Below are 17,443 nucleotides of genomic sequence, written 5' to 3' on the forward strand. Positions count from 1 at the left end.
CCTGCTATTCGCTATATCTTTTTGTAACACACTTCGACTTCGCTCAGTGCACAAAAAGGATACCGCTTCTATCAGGGCTATTTTAAAAGTAACGATAACTTTTGAGTAAGACTTTTACGAGAGTATTGTTGCAAACCAACTGGATAAACTTTTAATTCCTTTTGAAGGTATTTTTCAAAATGTGAAAGCAAAGTAGACTTCAATCTTTCCTTTTCTGAATAAGTAAAAAAGCTACCTGTATTCGTAGATACAATCAATTCTGCAAAATCAGAATCTTTAGGTCCTATTGCGACAATAGGTCTTTCTGAAACCATATACTCAAACACTTTTCCTGGAATAATACTTTTAGTTTCTTCAGAATCTATTTCAACCAATAATAAAGCTTGTGATTTTCTTTGATGTTGAATAGCTTCAGCATGAGAAACATATCCCAAATTATTGAGATGTGATTTTAATCCAAGACGCTCAATAGTATCCAGTATTTCCTGACTCACCTTCCCTATCAGTTTTAATTCAAATTTTTGAGCAAATTCATCATTTTCACGAATCAGTTCACTCAATACTTCCCATAAAATTTTAGGATTTCTATCCGATAAAAAAGAACCTATATGAGCCAATGTGAATTTTTCATCTAATGATTTAGTAACAACTTTTTCTACATCATAACCATTAGTAATGACTTCAATAGGTTTGGTAGTTAGCTTCTCAAATTCAGCTTTAGTCGTTTTACTAGTTACAATAATAGTATCCGCATTATTTAAAACTTTACTTTCTAAAGCTTTGTGTTTTTTATCGGCATAACTTGATAATTTCAATGCAGAATGGTAGCCAATGGTTGTCCAAGGGTCTCTAAAATCTGCCAACCAGTTTACTTTCAGTTCTTCCTTGAGTTGAAGTCCTATTAAATGTAAACTATGAGGTGGACCAGAAGTGATAATAGTATCAATATTGTGCTCTTTAATATATTCTTTCAAAAATTTTACAGAAGGTTTAACCCACAGAACCCTTGCATCAGGAATAAATAAATTTCCTCGAACCCAGAGCATGGCTTTTTGTGAAAAAGTTTGCTTTTTTTGGTTAGGAATAATTCCTGAACTAATCCCTTTGGTATTCTTTTTTGAAAAAACCGAAGCTAAACCGTAAGGTTCAACTATTTTATTCTTAAGTATTATTGCTTTTTTTGAAACTTCTTCTACTAAACCTTCATCGACAATTGGATAGGTGGGATTTTCAGGTATATACACAACAGGTTGGATATCAAAATCCGGTAAATACTTCACAAACTTTAACCATCGTTGTACGCCTGGTCCTCCTGCAGGTGGCCAATAATACGTTATGATAAGCACTTTTTTCATAAAGCTTTAGCTAAATTAAGTCCAACCCAAGTTGCCATTACTCCCAAAATAATGCTTAAAGTCATATACAATACAGCAGTAAACATCTGATTGTTTTGCATTAACTGAATATTTTCTAAAGAGAAAGTAGAAAACGTTGTATAACCTCCGCAAAAACCAGTTATCAGGAAAAGTTTTAAGTCCTGAGATAATAGATTCTGTTTTTCGAAATAACCAAAAAACAAACCTATTAATAAACATCCAACAATATTAGTTACGAACGTAGCATAAGGGAAAGGATTAGCTTTTATTATAATAGAAGTTAGGTAGCGTAAAACGCTACCTAAGGCTCCTCCTAATGCTATGTATAAAATTGTTTTCAATTACTCTTTGTTAGTAATCTTTTTTCTTTCAGTATAAATTCCAAAACCAAGTAATCCCAAAATTCCAATGAAACTGAATAATGAAATCATACTACCTGTTTTCACCACTTGTGGTTCAAACTTGAATTCGATAGTATGCTTTCCAGCCGGAACAGGCAATCCTCTTAAGGCATAGTCTACTCGGTAATGTTCCGTAAGTTTACCGTCGATGTAGGCATTCCATCCATTTTTATAATACATCTCAGAAAAGACTGCAAAACCATTATTAGGATTGTTTGACGTATATTTTAAGTCATTTGATTTGTATGAATCTAACTTAATAATTGCTGTTGTATCTTTCACAAATTGTTTAGTTGCAATCTTAAATTCATTAGTGTTTACAAAAGCGACGTTTTTTGAATCAAATTTTGTTAATGCTTTCATTTCAGCATCAGCAGAATTTACTTCTTTTATCTCTTTTACAAACCATGCATTACCGTTGGTTCCAGTGCTCTTAATTGTGATTTGCTCTCCTTTTTCATTGGTTTGAATAAGGTACTTAACATTTAACATATTAAGCACTTCCAAATTATTTTTCACGATTTGGTAATCAAACAATTCTTGCATTCTGCGAGGTTTAGCTGCATGATATCCACCAATAGACTTATGAAAATAGGAAGCTCTTGGATCGCTCATGGCATTTTGTGATACTTCAAAAACTCTGTAGTGTGATTGATCCTTCAAAATAGCCTCATCAAAAGGAGCTTCTACAAATGGCTCATCAACTTCATGCGAAGAAACAAAACTAGATGTATTTAAATAATTTTTATCAATGAAAAATAAATCGGCAACCATTAAAACTCCAACAAAAATTATGGCTACTCTTTCCGAAATTTTATTTTTTATAGAAAACCATAAAACTCCAAAAGCGACAATTATAAAAAAGCTAGATCGCAATAAATCTGCTGAGAACATAGATTTCCTATCTACTTTTAAAGCATCAACAAATTCAGGTCCATATGATTGCATGAAATAAGCATCACTTCCTCCTGCGAAACTAAAACTTCCTTTAAAAAGAAATAAAACAATTAAAATTCCAACACTTACAGCTCCTGATTTCCATAAATGCGTCCATTTCTCTTTTTCATCTAATTTAAAGAATGTCTGTAATCCCATAATAGCTAAAACAGGTATACATATTTCTAATACAACTTGGATAGATGAAACTGCTCTAAACTTATTGTACATTGGTACATAATTGATAAAAAAATCTGTCAATAAAGGGAAATTTTTACCCCATGATAGAAACAACGAAACTAAAGCTCCTGCCAGAAAAGCATATTTTATCTTTCTGTTATCAGCAAATAAAGCGAGAACTGCTAAAAAGAATACAATTGCTCCAATATAAGCAGGCGCAGCAACAATAGGTTGGTCACCCCAATATGTTGGTAATCCTTTTACAATTTCTTTAGCTTGATCTTCAGGAACATTTTGTGCAACTACATACTTATACATTTCAGAGTTTGTTCCAACATTTTCACTGTTTGAACCACCAAAAATTCTAGGCGAAATCAAATTGAAACTTTCTAATATCCCGTAACTATATTCTGTAATATAATCATAAGTCATCGAAGTAGCCTCAGTTTTCTTAGATCCATCTGCGTTAAAAGTAAGTTCACTTTTCCCTCTTGTACTTTCTTTTGCATATTCAGATGTAGCCATTATATTAGTTGCATTGGCACCAATAGCTAAAATACCAGCAACTACAAATACAGCTGCCGATTTCCATAGATGATCAAAATCTTTTGCTTTTAGAGCCTTAACTTTATAATAAACCGTTATGACAAGTAATAGTATCAACAAATAATACGTCATCTGGAAGTGATTCGCATTAATCTCTAAAGCTGCTGCTAAAAGCGTAAGCAATCCTCCAGCTAAATATCTTTTTTGATAAACCAATAAGACACCTGCTATAACCATTGGCATATAAGCAATAGCATGTGCTTTTGCATTATGTCCTACACCTAATATTATGATTAAATAAGTCGAAAAACCAAAGGCTAAAGCTCCAAAAAAAGCTTTCAATGGTTTAATTCTAAGCACTAACAGTAAAACATAGAATCCAACAAAATATAAAAACAAATAATCTGCTGGACGCGGTAAAAAACGAATTAATCCATCTAACGTTTTAATGTAATTGTGCGGATAATTTGCACCCAACTGATAAGTAGGCATCCCACCAAAAGCGCTATTTGTCCAATAGGGTTCTGCATTATACTCTGCTCTAAAATCATTTTGTTCTTTTGCCATTGCAGTATACTGAACAATGTCTGATTGAAGAATTTTTTTTCCTTGTAAAACAGGGTAAAAATAAATAAGAGAAATCAACACAAAGCCCAATACAGCCAGTGCATGCGGATAAAAACGTTTTAGTTTATTCATAAAAATTCTGGTTGAATCAAATAAGGCGTGAAGATACTAATTTTTTAGTATCTAGTCTTAATTTTCAATCTCTGCTTCACTAAAACTAGCTTTGACTTTTAATTAAAGAAGAGTATTAATCATTTACTTCCTCGTAATCAACATATTCACCAACTTGTTTTGTAGGTTTTTTAAAATCGCGTTGCGTTTTTTCTTGATTAAAAGTATCGTTAGTCGTTGATTGATTGAAATTTCCTTGCTGATACTGACGATTAAAGCTTTCTTGAGCTTTATTCATCATTGATTTCATTAAAATTGGCATAAAAATACGAGCCAAAATTTTAACTAAATAATAGAATCCTATGATATAGATTATGGTTTTAATTAAACCAGGTACAGAAGCCTCTTGCATTGTATTTTTTTTCAAAAATAAGCATAATTGACTTATCTGTTTCTTAAAATAATAATAAAATATACTACATTTGGTCAAACCAAACCTTAAAACCTATGAAAGTATTACATTCATTTATTTTAATAAGCTTTTTAAGTATTTCGTCATCATTATACTCTCAATTTACAGATCAAGTTAATTCAAACAGACCAGGTAAATCTGCAGGTGCATTTGCTGTTGGTAAAAAAGTATTACAAATAGAATCTGGAGTATATTACATTAAGGAATCGCACAGTTTGCTAGATTATGATGCTAAAGGTTTTGGTCTTGATCTTACGGCTAGATATGGTGTTTGGAAAGAGCAGTTTGAAGTTACTCTCGATGCTCAATTTCAAATGGATAAATACTCTAGTCTTTTTGTAGATAAAAATAGAAGCGGATTAAGAAATACCACTCTTGGAGCAAAATACTTATTTTATGATCCTTTCAAAAAAGGAGAAGAAAAACCAAATATTTATAGCTGGAAAGCCAATCACCGCTTTAGATGGAAACAATTAATACCTGCAATATCTGGATATGTTGGAGCTAATTATACCATGGAAAATGATTACAGTATTCCTGGCGAAGCAATTTTAAGTCCAAAAGTAATGGCAATTGCACAAAATAGATTTGGTAGCAGATGGGTTTTAGTTACTAACTTAATTGCTGATAAAATAGGTTCAGAAGCACAAAACTTTGGTTACATACTAACACTAACTTGTGGAGTTGATGATAGATGGTCTGCATTTCTAGAAAACAGAGGTGTTAAAGGTGATTATTATTCTGATGGTTTTTTTGCAGTTGGAGCCACGCATTTACTAAAAGATAATTTACAAATAGACATTAATATTGCTAAAAACATAAAATACACACCTTCTATATTTTATGGAGGTATAGGTTTCTCTTGGAGATTCGACAAAAAACACAAAGACATTAAAATTAAGGACGGTAAAGAGGTTAAAGAAGGTGGAGATGAAAAAGATGGCGAAGGCGGCGGAGGAAAGAGCAACATCAAAACACCAGAAGAATTAGAAAAAGCGGCTAAAAAAGCTGAAAGAAAAAAACGTCGAAATAAAGATAATGATGTTGAACCTTCAAACGACGACACAGAACAAGAAACTAAAGAAGAGCCTAAAAGAAAAAGATTAGACGAACTAGAAGAAACGCCATAATTTTTTATGATTACTATTAAACAAATACATACCAAAAAAGAAATAACAGAATTTGTAAAATTTCCATTTAAATTATTTAAAGGAAACCCCTACTGGATTCCACCAATTATTACAGAAGAAGTTGAAACTTTTAATAAAGATAAAAATCCAGCCTTAAAAACTGCTCAAGTAGAATTATATCTAGCATACAAAAACAATGAAATTGTGGGTCGTGTCGCTGCAATTATAAATTGGGATGAAGTTAATTCACAGCAAAAAAAGAAAGTCCGTTTTGGGTGGTTTGATACAATCGATGATATTGAAGTTACTAAAACTTTATTAGCTAAAGTTTATGAATTAGGCAAAAAATATGGTATGGAAATAGCCGAAGGTCCAATTGGCTTTACCAATCTAGACAAAGTTGGAGTTCTTACAGAAGGATTTGATCAATTAGGTACCATGGTGTCTTGGTATAGTCCTCCTTATTATAAAGAACATTTTGAAAAATTAGGAATGACTATCGAAAAAGAATATTTCGAAAGCTATTTCAGCATGGAATCTATAAATCCTGCACCATTTCAACGTGCTAGTCAAATGATCAAGGATCGTTATGGAGTAAGAGTTTTAAATTTTACAAAATCAAAAGATGTAATGCCATATGTAGATCAAATGTTTGATTTGTTTAACGAAAGTTATGCTGCATTACAAACATTTGTTCCTATAAACAACGAAATGCGAGATTATTTCAAAAAGAAATACATCAGCTTTATCAACCCAGAATACATTAAGTTCTTCTTAGACAAAAACGACAAAATGATTGGTTTTACCATCGTTATGCCTTCTTTTGAAAGAGCAATGCAAAAAGCAAATGGCAAACTATTTCCTTTTGGCTTTTATCACTTACTAAAAGCAAAAAAAGAGTCAGAAGAAGTTGTTTTTTATCTGATAGGAATAAGTCCAGAATATCAAAACAAAGGAATTACAGCTATTATTTTTGACGAATATTATAAAGTATTTAAAGAAAAGAAGATCAAGAAATTCATAAGAACACAAGAACTTGAAGAAAATCATGCCATGCATAACTTGTGGAAAAATTTTGATCCAACAATTCACAAAAGAAGAAGAACTTATAAAAAAGATTTATAAAAGTAAAAAGCCCAATCTTACGATTGGGCTTTTTACTTTTATTTCAACTTAACGTAATTAAGAAACATTTTCAACATTAGCTTCTGCTAAAGCTTTGTATGTACCATTAGTTAATTTCTCACGAATTGCCTCAAATGCAGATAAAGTATCATCGATATCTTTTTGAGTGTGTGAAGCCGTAGGAATCATTCTTAATAAAATAATACCTTTAGGAATTACTGGATACACAACAATAGAAAGGAAAATTCCGTAGTTTTCACGTAAATCATTTACCATCACCATCGCCTCAGGAATAGAACCCTCTAAGTATACTGGAGTAATACAAGTATTAGTATCTCCAATATTAAATCCTCTTTGTTTTAATCCATTTTGTAATGAATTTACATTAACCCAAAGTTTATCTTTAATTTCAGAAGACTTACGTAGTAACTCCAAACGTTTCAAAGAACCAATTGTTTGAATCATTGGTAATGCTTTAGCAAACATTTGTGAACGTAAGTTATATTTTAAATAATCAATTACATCTTGATCAGCAGCAACGAAAGCTCCAATATTTGCCATCGATTTAGCAAATGTAGAAAAATACACATCAATACCGTCCTGACATCCTTGCTCCTCACCTGCTCCAGCACCAGTTTTACCTAAAGTTCCAAAACCATGTGCATCATCAACTAATAAACGGAAATTGTATTTCTTTTTCATTTCTACAATTTCTTTCAACTTACCTTGTTGACCACGCATACCAAAAACACCTTCGGTAATAAATAAAATTCCTCCTCCAGTTTCTTGAGCCATTTTAGTAGCTCTCTGAAGGTTTTTCTCCATACTTTCTAAATCGTTGTGTTTGTATGTAAAACGTTTACCCATGTGCAAACGAACTCCGTCGATAATACACGCATGAGAGTCAACATCATAAACTATAATATCATTTTTAGTAACCAAAGCATCTATGATAGAAACCATTCCTTGGTAACCAAAATTTAATAAATAAGCAGCTGGTTTCATTACAAATTCAGCAAGCTCTTTTTCTAATTGTTCGTGGTAAATTGTATGACCAGACATCATACGTGCTCCCATTGGGTAAGCAGCACCAAATTGAATTGCAGCATCAGTATCTGCTTTTCTTACTTCTGGGTGGTTTGCTAAACCTAAATAATCATTAATTGACCAATTTAAAATTTCTTTACCGTGAAACTTCATTCTTGGACCTAAATCACCTTCTAATTTAGGAAAAACATAATATCCTTCTGCCTGCGAAGCCCATTTACCAAGTGGTCCTTTATTGTTTTGTATTCTTTCAAATAAATCTTTAACCATAATTCAAAAATGTAAATTTTTACGATTTTATAATCGGCTCAAAAGTAACTATTTCTGCGGTATTTTAATATTCAAATTTACAATTATTTTTAGGAGCTATTCCTGCTGTACACTTTATCTTTTGTTTTCTAAAGAAAAAAACAAAAGGATATCGTTTCCATCAGGGCTAAAAAATAAGGAGGCCTGATAACAGGCCTCCAATATGATAACTCTGATTCATCATACTAACCCAATGGCTAGCTTATAAAATACTCCTCTCACTTAAGATTGATTTTCTTCTCAAATAATTAATCAGAATTACACTTTAAAGATACAACTATTTCAAAACATAATGTCTAAAAAAATAATAATTAACTATTGATTAACACATTTAATATTTTGAATTTCAATACATTAAAATTAAATTTTACATAAAAAATAAAACTTCAAATAAAGATATTGGTTTTATCATTGAAACTAAAAAATTAAGCTTACATTTGCAGCCGAATGACACAGCAATGTGGTTACACATTCGACAAAAAGTCGGGGGCTCCACCTCGACTTTTTACTTTTAAGTACTTCCCGAAAAATTCTTTGCACCCAAATTGGTTTTTAAAAGCAAAATCAAACACCTATCTTTGGCATTATCCTAAAATTTTAGATAAATGCAGTTAGTTTTTGCTTCAAATAACAAGAATAAAATTAAAGAAATTCAATTATTAGTCCCATCTGAAATCCAAATACTTAGTTTAGAAGACATAGGTTGCAATGTTGACATTCCAGAGACTGCAAACACAATTGAAGGAAATGCTATTTTAAAAGCTGATTATGTGACAAAAAACTACGGTTATTCATGCTTTGCCGATGATAGCGGCCTAGAAGTAGATGTGCTAAATGGAGCTCCTGGTGTATATTCGGCGCGTTATGCAGGTGAGGAGAAAGATGATGATAAAAATATCGACAAATTATTATTTGAACTTTCTGAAAAAACCAACAGAAAAGCCAATTTTAAAACTGTCATTGCCTTAAATCTAAATGGCAAACAACATTTGTTTACAGGAATTATTGATGGTGAAATTATCTATGAACGCAGAGGAACAAATGGTTTTGGCTACGATCCAGTTTTTATTGCTGAAGGGTATGAAAAAACTTTTGCTGAACTTACAATAGAAGAAAAATCATCGATTAGTCATCGTGGGAAAGCGGTAAAACAACTTACCGAATTTTTAAAATCAAAGTAAATTTTTTTAGAAAATTCTCAGTAAAGAAGCCCAAAACATCAGAATTATTCAAACATTAATGCGAGGTGTTTTTCTAAATTATTGATTATCAAGCATTAATAATTTCACAATAAACAAGAATACGCTAGTTTATATCGTTTATAAACACTACTTTTGCACCCAATTTAAAAATACATAATGAATAAATTTGAACAATTAGGATTGAATGAATCGCTACTGCTGGCGGTTAAAGATCTAGGATTTGAGAATCCGTCAGAAGTACAGGAAAAAGCGATTCCAATACTATTGGAGCAAAACACAGACATTGTAGCATTAGCACAAACTGGAACAGGTAAAACAGCCGCTTTTGGCTTCCCACTTATCCAGAAAATAGACGCTGATGACAAAAGCACTCAAGGCTTAATTTTATCGCCAACACGTGAACTTTGTTTACAGATCACTAACGAGATTAAACAATATTCAAAATACATTAAGGGCTTACACACCGTTGCGGTTTATGGTGGTGCAAGCATTACCGAGCAGGCGCGTGAAGTAAAAAGAGGTGCACAAATTATTGTGGCTACTCCTGGTAGAATGCAAGACATGATTAATCGTGGGCTTGTGAACATTAAAAACATTAACTTTTGTGTGCTTGATGAAGCAGATGAAATGTTAAATATGGGATTCTATGATGATATCTGTTCGATATTATCTGATACTCCAGACGAAAAAAACACTTGGTTATTCTCGGCTACTATGCCGCAAGAAGTTGCTAGAATTGCAAAACAATTCATGCATGAACCACAAGAAATTACTGTAGGAGCTAAAAACTCAGGTTCTTCAACAGTATCACACGAATTTTACATGGTAAACGCTCGTGACCGTTACGAAGCATTAAAACGTTTAGCAGATGCTAATCCTGATATCTTCTCGGTAGTATTCTGTCGTACAAAACGTGATACACAATCTGTTGCAGAAAAATTAATCGAAGACGGATACAATGCAGCTGCTTTACACGGTGACTTATCTCAAGCACAACGTGACGGAGTAATGAAAGCATTCCGTGGTCGTCAAATTCAAATGTTAGTTGCAACAGACGTTGCTGCTCGTGGAATCGACGTAGATAACGTTACTCACGTAGTAAACTACCAATTACCTGATGAAATCGAAACATACAACCATCGTTCTGGTCGTACAGGTCGTGCAGGAAAATTAGGTACTTCTATCGTTATTGTAACTAAGAGTGAAATCAGAAAAATCCATGCGATTGAAAAAATCATCAAACAAAAATTTGAGGAAAAATCAATCCCAAGCGGAATTGAAATCTGTGAAATTCAGTTATTACACTTAGCTAACAAAATTCACGATACAGAAGTTGATCACGAAATTGACAACTACTTACCAGCTATCTACGAAGTTTTCCAAGATTTATCTAAAGAAGAATTAGTAAAAAGAATGGTTTCTGTAGAATTCAACCGTTTCTTATCCTACTACAAATCAAAACGTGATTTATCTAGTCAAGGTAGTGACAGAGGTGAAAGAAGCTCAGAACCAAGAGAAATAAGAGCAGGTGATCCAGTTCGTTATTTCATCAACATTGGCGCAAGAGATGATTTCGATTGGATGCAATTAAAAGACTTCTTAAAAGAAACTCTAGAATTAGGCCGTGATGACGTGTTTAAAGTAGATGTTAAAGAAGGTTTCTCTTTCTTTAATACTGATGGAGAACATACTGCTAAAGTAATGGACATCTTAAATGGTTTTGATCTTAATGGAAGAAGAATCAACGTTGAAATCTCTAAAAATGATGGTGGTGGAAACTCATCACGTCGTGATCACAACGGACGAAATTCTGGAGGAAGAAGAGACGGAGGATTTAGAGGTGAAAGAAGTTCAGGCGGAAGAAGAGAAGGTGGTTTTGGAGGAAGAAGCGAATCTCGCTCATCTGACAGAGCTCCAAGAACAGAAAGACGCGGTGAAGGAAGATCTACAGAAAGAAGAAGTGATTCTTCTGAAAGAGCTCCAAGAAACGAAAGACGTTCAAGTGCTGCACCAAGACGTTCTGCTCCTTCATCTGATCAACCTAGATCAAGAAGACCAAGAAGAGATTAACGCTTTTTGTTAATTTTCTTATAATTCTATAAAAACAGTAAAATATCTCGTAATGAATAATTACATTAGCCCAACAAATTTAGGCATGAGATATTTTACTGTTTTCTTTTTATTCATATTTACCCTTTCAGGATTTTCTCAAGAAACATCTGTAAAAGGAACTATCATAAACGATAATACTTTACTTCCTATCTGGAACGCAAATATTGTAAATACCAATAAAGTTAGAGGTGCAATATCTGACTCTAAAGGTAATTTTGAAATTAATGCCGATGTTAACGACATCTTGTTAATCTCATGTTTAGGGTTTCAATCCATAGAAATCAAGGTTACGAATGACTGGATAAAAAGCCAAAATTCTCGTATCAAACTAACTGAAAAAGCATACGCTTTAGAAGAAATTGTTATTCCTCCCTATACACTTACAGGATATTTAGAAGTTGATGCAAAACTTATCCCTGAAAGAGAAAACTACTGGTATTCGATCGCTGGTTTAACAAAAAGGTATGAAGGTGGAGAAAATTCTCCTAATGCTTTTAATAGAGTTATGGGGTCACTATTTAATCCTGCCGATGCTTTGTACAATTTTTTTGGCAAAAGACCTAAGGAGCTTAAAAAACTACGTGAAATTCGCAGCGACGAAAATCTTCGCAATATTCTCCAAAACAAATACGACCGCCAAGCTATTTACTTAATGTTTGGTATCAACGAAAAAGAATTACTTGAAATTCTGGAAAGATGTAATTACTCTGAAGCTTTTACCAAATCAGCTAATGATTTACAAGTATTAGATGCCATTAATGGTTGTTACGAAGAATATAAAATTTTGAAGAAGAAATAATCAACTTCAATATCAATAAAAATTTCAAAATCAACGAGAATTGTTGTTGATATTGCTATTGTTTTTTGACATTTAAGTTCTCTAGATACTTCTGGGTAATAAAATCGATATCCTTAATTGATTTTCTAGTCCAGTCGATTCTTTTTTCTAATAATTCAGCTTCTGTCAGTTTCCAATTGATTTCAGAATGACGCAATCGCGTAGAAATATTCTGCAAAATAATAGCTGCCGAAACGGATATATTCAAACTCTCGGTAAAACCAACCATTGGGATTTTTAAATAACCATCAGCTTGCTGTATTACTTCTTCAGAAAGCCCGTGTCTTTCTGTACCAAAGAAAATTGCTGAAGGTTTAGTAATATCAAAATCCTCGAGCATGCAATCATTTTCATGGGGAGTTGTCGCTATAATTTGGTAACCTTTATCTTTCAAATCATCAATACAATCTTGAATGTTTGAAAAACGATTTATGTCTACCCATTTTTCTGCTCCTAATGCAATTTCCTTATCTATTTTTTTTCCAAACTTTTGCTCAACAACATTCAGTTCCTGAATTCCAAAAACTTCACAACTACGCATTACAGCACTAGTATTATGTAACTGATACACATCTTCGCAAACTACAGTAAAATGTTTGGTTCTATTAGCTAAAACACGTTTAAAACCTTCTTTGCGATTTTCAGAAATAAAAGTTTCTAGATATTCTAAATAGTTTTCGTCTTGAAATAACGACTGCATTTTGGTAGATTTTGATTATTTTGGACAAAGATAACATAAAGTTAGAGTTTAGAAATTAGAAGTTAAAAGAGACAAATTATCGCGTGAAGGATAGAAGCGATATCCTTTTTACGTCAGCTCGAGTAGCGAAGCGTATCGAGAACAAGTAAAAAGATAAAGCGGATAGCCTAACCTAAAGGGGCACGCCAAAAAACATTTAAAATGAAAAAGAAAATCGTTGTACTTACTGGAGCAGGAATGAGTGCCGAAAGTGGCATAAACACTTTTAGAGATTCTAACGGATTATGGGAAAATCATGATATCATGGAAGTAGCTTCACCCGAAGGATGGCGAAATAATCCTGCTTTAGTCTTAGATTTTTACAACAAACGTCGTGCTCAACTTAAAGAAGTAAAACCCAACAGAGGTCACGAAATATTAGCTGAATTAGAAAAGAATTTTGATGTCCAAATTATCACTCAAAATGTAGATAATTTACATGAAAAAGCAGGTAGTTCTCATGTTTTACATTTACATGGTGAATTAACCAAAGTACGCAGTGTTGCTGATGAAAATTACATTTTAGATTGGACAGAAGATATTCATTTAGGTGATACTGATACCAACGGAAATCAACTTCGTCCACAAATTGTATGGTTTGGCGAAGCAGTTCCAGCTATTGAAGATGCCATTCCTATGATGGAAGAAGCTGATATTGTTATTATAATTGGTACATCGTTACAAGTATATCCCGCAGCTGGATTGATGCATTATGCAAAAAGTTCTACTCCTGTGTTTTATATCGACCCAAAACCCGCCACTATTTATGATTTAGCAAATCCATTGGAAGTTTTAGCTATGAGTGCTAGTGAGGGCCTTTCAAAAATTCAAAATCAATTACAAATACAATAACAATATCAATTAAAAAAACTATTAACTAATCACTATTAACTAATCACTATTCACTAAATTTGCGCTTTCTTAAAAACAACACAACAACATGCAACTAACTGAATTGAACGCTATTTCGCCTATTGATGGTCGTTATAGAAATAAAACGGTTTCTCTATCTCCTTATTTTTCTGAAGAAGCTTTAATAAAATATCGTGTTTTAATCGAAGTAGAATACTTTATTGCACTTTGCGAAGCAGAAATTCCGCAACTATCTGGAATTAACAAAAGTTTATTTCCTGAATTACGCAAAATGTATGAGAACTTCTCTACAGAAGATGCGCTTTGGATAAAAGAAACAGAGAAAACAACCAATCACGATGTTAAAGCTGTTGAGTATTTCATCAAAACAAAATTTGATGCTTTAGGGTTACAACAATACAAAGAGTTTATCCATTTTGGATTGACTTCTCAAGATATTAACAACACTGCAATTCCTCTTTCAACTAAAGATGCTTTTGATAAAGTCTATTTACCATCACTAATCAATGTAATCACTAAGTTAAAAGAATTAAGTGTTGAGTGGAAGGACATTCCAATGCTTGCACGCACACATGGACAACCAGCCTCACCTACTCGTTTAGGTAAAGAAATTTTGGTTTTTGTACAGCGTTTAGAAGAGCAAATGCGTTTATTATTTAACGTTCCGTTTGCTGCAAAATTTGGTGGTGCTACAGGGAATTACAATGCACACAAAATTGCATATCCTAATAACGATTGGAAAGCTTTTGGAACCAACTTTGTTGAGGATATTTTAGGTTTACATCATTCGTTTCCAACAACTCAAATAGAACATTACGACCATTTTGCAGCATTTTTTGATGCTCTAAAACGTATCAATACCATTTTAATTGATTTAGATCGCGACATATGGACGTATGTTTCGATGGATTATTTCAAGCAGAAAATTAAAGCTGGAGAAATTGGATCATCAGCGATGCCACATAAAGTAAATCCTATTGATTTTGAAAACTCAGAAGGAAACTTAGGAATTGCTAATGCTATTTTCGAACATTTATCGGCTAAATTACCTATTTCAAGATTACAACGTGATTTGACAGACAGTACAGTTTTACGTAACATTGGTGTGCCAATGGGACATACTTTAATCGCGTTTGAAGCCACTTTAAAAGGTTTAAACAAATTGCTTTTAAATGAAGAAAAATTCGCTGAAGATTTAGAGAAAAACTGGGCCGTAGTTGCAGAAGCTATTCAAACGATATTACGTCGCGAGGGCTATCCAAATCCTTACGAAGCATTGAAAGATTTAACAAGAACCAATTCGGTTATCAATAAAGAATCTATTCATGCATTTATCGAAACCCTGAATGTTTCTGAAGAAATTAAAGCAGAATTGAAAGTGATTACACCAAGTAACTATTTGGGAATTTAATAATAAATGAAATTTTAAAATATTGTGACAATGCCAAGAAGTATATTATTTCTTGGCATTGTTTTTTCTATATTAAACTAAAAAAATACAATATCTAAACAATTAAGCATGAAAATAATTGAAATAAAATTTAACGATTATACAATTTCAACAGACAAATCAAAAATGGATGTTGTTGCAATACACGACTTTCTGTCGAAACATTCAGGTTGGAGTGATAACATTCCTTTAGAAAAAGTAAAAACATCTATTAACCATTCTTTAAACTTTGGGTTATTTCATAATGACATGCAAATTGGTTTTGCTCGAGTAATATCTGATTTTTCAACTATAGCATATCTCGGTGATATTTATGTTTTAGACAATTACAGAGGACAAGGATTATCAAAAAAACTGATGGATACTGTTATGGCACATCCAGACTTGCAAGGCTTAAGAAGATGGATTTTATTAACCTCAACTGCAGATTGGCTTTATGAAAAGTATGGTTTTACTAAATTACCGAAACCAGAAGTATACATGGAATTATATAATCCTAATGTATACAAAATTGAAGAATAACTTTAGTAGAAATCAGTTTTCAACTTATATAAAAAGCCATCAGTAAACTAATGTCTTTTAAATTTTAAATGTATTCTCCGTGTTGAGAAATATCTAATCCTAAGATTTCTTTTTCCTCACTAACTCTTAACGGTGATATCAAATTCACAACATAAAAAAGTAGATAAGACATAACAAAAGAAAATACAGAAACAATAACTAAAACAAAAACATGACTAAAAAACAAACGGTATTCTCCAAAAATTAATCCTTGATGTTCTATTCCAGGGTTTATTTCTTTTGAAGCAAAAAAACCAGTCAACAACATGCCCACCATACCTCCTACTCCATGACAACTAAACACATCAAGAGCGTCATCAATCTTGCCTTTAGGGAATTTTTCGACCAAAACATTACTTACTACACTACTTATCATTCCTATAAAAATAGCATGAGGAATACTCACAAAGCCAGCCGCTGGTGTAATCGCAACTAAACCAACTACAGCCCCTATACACAACCCTAAAGCTGAAAATTTTCTACTATTTATTTTATCAAAAAATCCCCATGTCATTGCTGCAGCTGCTGCAGCAACTGTAGTTGTTGACAAAGCCTGAACTGCTAATCCATTGGCTCCAAAAGCTGAACCAGCATTAAATCCAAACCAACCAAACCATAACAAACCAGTACCTAAAAGCACATAAGTAACACGAGCAGGATTATGGCTTACTTCTTTACGCTTGCCTAAAAAAATTGCTCCTGCCAAAGCTGCCCATCCTGCACTCATATGTACAGCTATTCCGCCTGCAAAATCCAATATTCCTAATTTAAAAAAGAGACCTTCAGGATGCCACGCCATATGTGTTAATGGAGCATAAACAAATAACACAAACAACACTATAAATAATAAATAAGACCAAAAACGAATACGTTCTGCAAAAGCTCCTGTCACTAATGCTGGAGTTATAATTGCAAATTTGGCTTGAAAAAGAGCAAATAACAACAAAGGGATTGTTGGAGCTAATTTCCAATAAGAACTTGTACCAACATTATTAAAAAATAAATTTTTGAAAGGATTTCCTATTATCCCATAAATAGAATCCCCAAAAGAAAGTCCGTAACCAATAACTACCCATAAAATAGTAACCACAACCATAGCGACATAGCTCTGCAACATAGTACTAATCACATTCTTCTTCCCAACCATTCCTCCATAAAAGAAACCTAATCCAGGAGTCATTAAGAGCACGAGTGCCGAAGCTACAATCATCCAAGCCGTATCGCCAGTATCAAAATTTGGTACCGTACCAGCTACTGTCTTTCCGAAAGAAAAATCAACAATTAAACAACTTGTGGCTAAAAAGACCAACAAAAAGGCTAAAAAATACTTTCTTTTCATATTATGAGTATTTAAAATTCAGTCTAAATATAAAAAACCCTTTCAAAAAACACACATTCATACCAAATTATTATTATTTTGCCATTTAACCCCATAAAAAAATAGGGTTAATAAATTTTAAAGCACTAA

Annotated in this window: 15 protein-coding genes; 8 read left to right on the forward strand and 7 right to left on the reverse strand. The window is 32.7% G+C overall.

From position 1 onward, the window contains the following. Positions 1-77 precede the first annotated feature (77 nt). The 4 genes from BUC09_RS04510 to BUC09_RS04525 form a co-directional block, all read right to left on the reverse strand. Positions 78-1,355 carry a glycosyltransferase family 4 protein gene (locus tag BUC09_RS04510; protein ID WP_073309136.1) on the reverse strand — a complete coding sequence of 426 codons (1,278 nt, stop codon included), beginning with the start codon at positions 1,353-1,355 and terminating at the stop codon, positions 78-80. Further along, positions 1,352-1,717, reverse strand: a complete 366-nt coding sequence (gene crcB, locus BUC09_RS04515) for a fluoride efflux transporter CrcB (protein ID WP_073309138.1) — start codon at positions 1,715-1,717, stop codon at positions 1,352-1,354. The genes BUC09_RS04510 and crcB overlap by 4 nt, the downstream gene beginning before the upstream one ends. Further along, positions 1,718-4,138 carry a YfhO family protein gene (locus BUC09_RS04520; RefSeq protein WP_073309140.1) on the reverse strand — a complete coding sequence of 807 codons (2,421 nt, stop codon included), beginning with the start codon at positions 4,136-4,138 and terminating at the stop codon, positions 1,718-1,720. It lies immediately after the preceding gene. Positions 4,139-4,253: 115 nt separating this feature from the next. Further along, complete coding sequence (locus BUC09_RS04525) at positions 4,254-4,544, reverse strand: DUF4834 family protein (protein WP_317041192.1); 291 nt, start codon at positions 4,542-4,544, stop codon at positions 4,254-4,256. Positions 4,545-4,624: 80 nt separating this feature from the next. On the opposite strand from BUC09_RS04525, the gene BUC09_RS04530 reads away from it, so the two are divergent. Both BUC09_RS04530 and BUC09_RS04535 read left to right on the forward strand, forming a co-directional pair. Beyond that, complete coding sequence (locus tag BUC09_RS04530) at positions 4,625-5,719, forward strand: transporter (RefSeq protein WP_073309144.1); 1,095 nt, start codon at positions 4,625-4,627, stop codon at positions 5,717-5,719. A gap of 6 nt (positions 5,720-5,725) precedes the next feature. Then, positions 5,726-6,844 (forward strand): GNAT family N-acetyltransferase, encoded by a 1,119-nt coding sequence (locus tag BUC09_RS04535; protein WP_073309145.1) that lies wholly within the window; start codon positions 5,726-5,728, stop codon positions 6,842-6,844. A gap of 57 nt (positions 6,845-6,901) precedes the next feature. Here the strand turns inward: BUC09_RS04535 and BUC09_RS04540 are convergent, their stop codons facing one another. Continuing rightward, positions 6,902-8,161, reverse strand: a complete 1,260-nt coding sequence (locus BUC09_RS04540; protein WP_073309147.1) for a cysteate-C-fatty acyltransferase — start codon at positions 8,159-8,161, stop codon at positions 6,902-6,904. A gap of 644 nt (positions 8,162-8,805) precedes the next feature. On the opposite strand from BUC09_RS04540, the gene BUC09_RS04545 reads away from it, so the two are divergent. The 3 genes from BUC09_RS04545 to BUC09_RS04555 all read left to right on the forward strand — a co-directional run bounded on the left by BUC09_RS04545 (position 8,806) and on the right by BUC09_RS04555 (position 12,313). Further along, entirely contained in the window at positions 8,806-9,381 is a 576-nt protein-coding gene (locus BUC09_RS04545) for a non-canonical purine NTP diphosphatase (protein ID WP_073309149.1), read from the forward strand. Between the two features lie 177 nt (positions 9,382-9,558). Continuing rightward, positions 9,559-11,472 (forward strand): DEAD/DEAH box helicase, encoded by a 1,914-nt coding sequence (locus tag BUC09_RS04550; protein ID WP_073309151.1) that lies wholly within the window; start codon positions 9,559-9,561, stop codon positions 11,470-11,472. 85 nt (positions 11,473-11,557) lie between these two features. Continuing rightward, complete coding sequence (locus BUC09_RS04555) at positions 11,558-12,313, forward strand: carboxypeptidase-like regulatory domain-containing protein (protein ID WP_073310353.1); 756 nt, start codon at positions 11,558-11,560, stop codon at positions 12,311-12,313. 55 nt (positions 12,314-12,368) lie between these two features. Here BUC09_RS04555 and BUC09_RS04560 read toward each other — a convergent pair whose 3' ends face one another. Next, entirely contained in the window at positions 12,369-13,052 is a 684-nt protein-coding gene (locus tag BUC09_RS04560) for a TrmH family RNA methyltransferase (RefSeq protein WP_073309153.1), read from the reverse strand. 201 nt (positions 13,053-13,253) lie between these two features. Between BUC09_RS04560 and BUC09_RS04565 the strand changes: the two genes are divergently transcribed. The 3 genes from BUC09_RS04565 to BUC09_RS04575 all read left to right on the forward strand — a co-directional run bounded on the left by BUC09_RS04565 (position 13,254) and on the right by BUC09_RS04575 (position 15,936). After that, positions 13,254-13,943 (forward strand): SIR2 family NAD-dependent protein deacylase, encoded by a 690-nt coding sequence (locus BUC09_RS04565; RefSeq protein WP_073309154.1) that lies wholly within the window; start codon positions 13,254-13,256, stop codon positions 13,941-13,943. 88 nt (positions 13,944-14,031) lie between these two features. Further along, a complete protein-coding gene (gene purB / locus BUC09_RS04570) occupies positions 14,032-15,375 on the forward strand; it encodes an adenylosuccinate lyase (RefSeq protein ID WP_073309156.1) in 1,344 nt (447 codons plus the stop codon). Between the two features lie 108 nt (positions 15,376-15,483). After that, a complete protein-coding gene (locus tag BUC09_RS04575) occupies positions 15,484-15,936 on the forward strand; it encodes a GNAT family N-acetyltransferase (RefSeq protein WP_073309158.1) in 453 nt (150 codons plus the stop codon). Positions 15,937-16,000: 64 nt separating this feature from the next. On the opposite strand, the gene BUC09_RS04580 is transcribed toward BUC09_RS04575, so the two are convergent. Beyond that, the gene (locus tag BUC09_RS04580; RefSeq protein WP_084127099.1) at positions 16,001-17,314 is read right to left on the reverse strand and encodes an ammonium transporter; all 1,314 of its coding nucleotides are present in this window, start codon (positions 17,312-17,314) and stop codon (positions 16,001-16,003) included. Positions 17,315-17,443: the final 129 nt, after the last annotated feature.

It is taken from the genome of Flavobacterium terrae (genome assembly GCF_900142035.1).
Lineage (GTDB): Bacteria > Bacteroidota > Bacteroidia > Flavobacteriales > Flavobacteriaceae > Flavobacterium > Flavobacterium terrae.